5 protein-coding genes are annotated in these 3,163 nt (G+C 56.9%); all 5 read left to right on the top strand.

All coding sequences use genetic code 11. The features are described 5' to 3' along the window. Positions 1–740 (top strand): ABC transporter permease (locus tag AC2VNK_RS07940; RefSeq protein ID WP_486883403.1); only part of this gene is annotated, 740 nt, incomplete at its 5' end. 71 nt (positions 741–811) lie between these two features. Then, positions 812–1,066 (top strand): BolA family protein, encoded by a 255-nt coding sequence (locus tag AC2VNK_RS07935; RefSeq protein ID WP_215842501.1) that lies wholly within the window; start codon positions 812–814, stop codon positions 1,064–1,066. A 35-nt stretch (positions 1,067–1,101) separates the two neighbouring features. Then, positions 1,102–1,425, top strand: coding sequence for a Grx4 family monothiol glutaredoxin (gene grxD / locus AC2VNK_RS07930; protein WP_215842500.1), 324 nt, complete (start codon positions 1,102–1,104; stop codon positions 1,423–1,425). 18 nt (positions 1,426–1,443) lie between these two features. Then, positions 1,444–2,721: a UDP-N-acetylglucosamine 1-carboxyvinyltransferase gene (murA, locus tag AC2VNK_RS07925; protein WP_486883402.1), complete on the top strand. Its 1,278-nt coding sequence runs from the start codon at positions 1,444–1,446 to the stop codon at positions 2,719–2,721. Next, positions 2,718–3,163 (top strand): ATP phosphoribosyltransferase (gene hisG, locus AC2VNK_RS07920; protein ID WP_486883401.1); only part of this gene is annotated, 446 nt, incomplete at its 3' end. The genes murA and hisG, both read left to right, overlap by 4 nt.

Below are 3,163 nucleotides of genomic sequence, written 5' to 3'. Positions count from 1 at the left end.
CCCTTTTTTACAAGGAAACCCTGCGTTTCAGTAAAGTCTGGCTGCAAACCATTGCCGCTCCGCTCATCACCACTATCCTCTATCTGGTGGTGTTTGGACATGCTCTGGGCAGCCATATCACCGTGTACCCGGGCGTCAGTTACACGGCCTTCATTGTGCCAGGCCTGATGATGATGTCGGTCTTGCAAAACGCCTTTGCCAACAGCTCTTCCAGCCTCATTCAATCCAAGGTGACCGGAAATATAGTGTTTGTGCTGCTCAGCCCGCTCACACCCAGCGAAATATTTACCGCCATGGTCGCCGCCTCGGTGTTTCGGGGTTTGTTGGTAGGGCTGGCGATTTTTGCGCTGGCCTTACTGTATTTGCATATTCCCATCCTTCACCCCCTGTGGATTCTGGTTTTTGCCATCCTCGGGGCCAGTGGCATGGGAAGCCTGGGCCTCATCGCCGGGCTCTGGGCTGAAAAATTCGACCAGATCGCTGGTTTTCAGAATTTTATCATCATGCCCCTGACCTTTCTGGCTGGCGTGTTTTATTCCGTCCAATCCCTGCCCAAAATCTGGCAGCAGGTTTCCCTGGTCAATCCTTTTTTCTATATCATTGATGGTTTTCGCTACGGTTTTTTTGCCGATTCGGATGTCAGTATCTGGGTCAGCCTGGGGGTCAGCCTGGCTTTTGCACTCATTACCGGCTTTTTTGCCTGGCGCCTGCTCGATCGCGGTTACAAACTGCGTCAGTAGTATCGGACCGCGCTTTGAAAAAGCCTCTACAGGGGATCACAAATCGCTGCTGATGGGATACAATGATTCATATGAACGCGAACTTGATCAAATCACTCATTCAGCAGGAACTCCCGGACGCTCAGGTGGAAGTGCTGGGAGATGACGGCGCCCACTTCGAAGCACTGGTCATCTCAGCCACTTTTGTCGGCATGTCTCCGGTCAAACAACACCAGCGGGTTTATGCCGCCCTGGGTGAGCGTATGCGTGAAGAAATTCATGCGCTGTCCCTGCGCACCCTCACCCCTGACCAGGCGGAACAGATACGTCATTCTACCCGCCACTGAAACCCATTCACGCCGTATACGTAACGAGGATTAGCATGGCTACCATTCAAGAACTGATTCAGGAACAAGTTGAAAAACATCCGGTTGTACTTTACATGAAGGGCAATCCCCGCGCCCCGCAGTGCGGATTTTCGGCGCGCGCCGTGCAGTTGTTGCAACAGGCTGGCGTCAAGGAGCTTTTCACCGTAGATGTTCTGGCCGACCCGCAAATTCGTGACGGCATCAAGCAGTTTTCCAACTGGCCGACCATTCCCCAGTTGTATATTCAGGGTGAGTTTGTCGGCGGCTCCGATATCATGTCTGACCTCTACCAGCAGGGTGAACTCCAGAAACTGGTGGAGAAAGCCCAAAGCGTCTGAGGAGTCTGTAACCGCCCTATGGACAAATTGCTGCTGCGTGGTAATGGCCCCCTGCGTGGCGAACTGCGGATATCCGGGGCAAAAAATGCGGCGTTGCCCTGTCTGGCCGCCACTTTGCTGGCCAAAGAGCCGGTGCAGTTGCGCAATATTCCCCACCTGCGGGATATTACCACCACCCTGGAACTGCTCAGCACCCTAGGAGCCAGGGTGCTGGTGGATGGCCAACTCGGCATTGAAGTAGATCCGAGGCCCGTACACTCCCTGGTAGCTCCCTACGAACTGGTAAAAACCATGCGGGCCTCCATTCTCGTGCTCGGCCCGCTGCTCGCCCGTCACGGCTCTGCGGAAGTCAGCCTCCCTGGTGGCTGTGCCATCGGCAGTCGTCCGGTCAGCGTGCATCTGAGTGGTTTGCAGGCTTTGGGCGCAGAAATCACGGTGGAAAATGGTTTTGTTAAAGCCCGGGCGGCGCGCCTCATCGGTACCCGGATTGTCATGGAAATCGTTTCTGTCACCGGCACTGAAAACCTGCTGATGGCGGCCACTCTCGCCGAAGGGCGCACCACTCTGGAAAATGCCGCCCGTGAGCCGGAAATTGTCGATCTGGCCCGCTGTCTCAATGCCATGGGCGCGCGCATTTCCGGTGCCGGAACGTCGGTCATCGAACTCGAAGGGGTCAAGGAACTGCATGGCGCCGAACACAGCGTAGTAGCTGACCGTATTGAAACCGGTACTTATCTGGTTGCGGCGGCCATGGCCGGAGGCGATGTCTGCCTGAAACGTACCGACGCCAGCCTGCTGGAAAGTGTCATCCTCAAATTGCGCGAGGCCGGGGCAGAAGTGACCACGGGCGCCGATCTTATCCGCCTGCGCATGCACAAGCGCCCGCGCGCCGTGGATATCCGCACCGCTCCCTTTCCGGCTTTCCCCACAGATATGCAGGCCCAGTTCATGGCCCTCAACTGTATTGCCGAGGGCAGCGGGGTGATTACTGAAACCATTTTCGAAAACCGCTTCATGCACGTTTCCGAATTGCAGCGCCTCGGTGCCGAAATCACCGCCGACGGCAAAACTGCCGTGGTACGCGGCGTCCCCAAACTCCATGGCGCGCCGGTCATGGCCACGGATTTACGGGCATCAGCCTGCCTCGTGCTCGCGGGGCTGGTCGCGGAAGGGGAAACCCTCATCGACCGGATTTATCATCTCGATCGCGGCTATGAAGTCATCGAGGAAAAACTGGGGGCTCTCGGCGCGGATATTCGCCGCATCAGCAATGGTAGTCTCAGGAGCGCATCATGAATACCGGCATCACCATCGCCCTCTCCAAGGGCCGCATCCTTCAGGAAGCCATCCCTTTATTCGCAGGGGCAGGCATCGAACTGGCCGAAGATCCTGATGAATCGCGCAAGCTCATCATTCCCAGTACGGATCCTCAGGTCCGCTTTCTGGTCATCCGCGCCAGCGATGTGCCCACCTATGTGACCTGGGGTGCCGCTGATGTCGGCATTGCCGGCAAGGATGTGCTGCTGGAGCAGGAGGGGCTGGATTTGTATGAGCCACTGGACCTGCGTATTGGCCTGTGCCGCATGTCGGTAGCCGAACCCGCCGCCCTGGCGGCTACCGATGCCCCGCAACGCTGGGAACGGGTGCGCATTGCCACCAAATATCCCCACATTACCCGTGACTACTTTCATGGCCGGGGCGTACAAACCGAAATCATCAAGCTCTACGGCAGCATGGA

This window comes from Acidithiobacillus sp. TH-A35 (genome assembly GCF_057473505.1).
Note: the sequence above shows the minus strand (reverse complement) of the source record. Positions and strands in the feature narration are given on the sequence as shown.

Bases quoted from the DNA above. Each gene is read 5' to 3' on its own strand.
- murA (WP_486883402.1), top strand. From the start codon at position 1,444: ATGGACAAATTGCTGCTGCGTGGTAATGGCCCCCTGCGTGGCGAACTG.
- AC2VNK_RS07935 (WP_215842501.1), top strand. From the start codon at position 812: ATGAACGCGAACTTGATCAAATCACTCATTCAGCAGGAACTCCCGGAC.
- grxD (WP_215842500.1), top strand. From the start codon at position 1,102: ATGGCTACCATTCAAGAACTGATTCAGGAACAAGTTGAAAAACATCCG.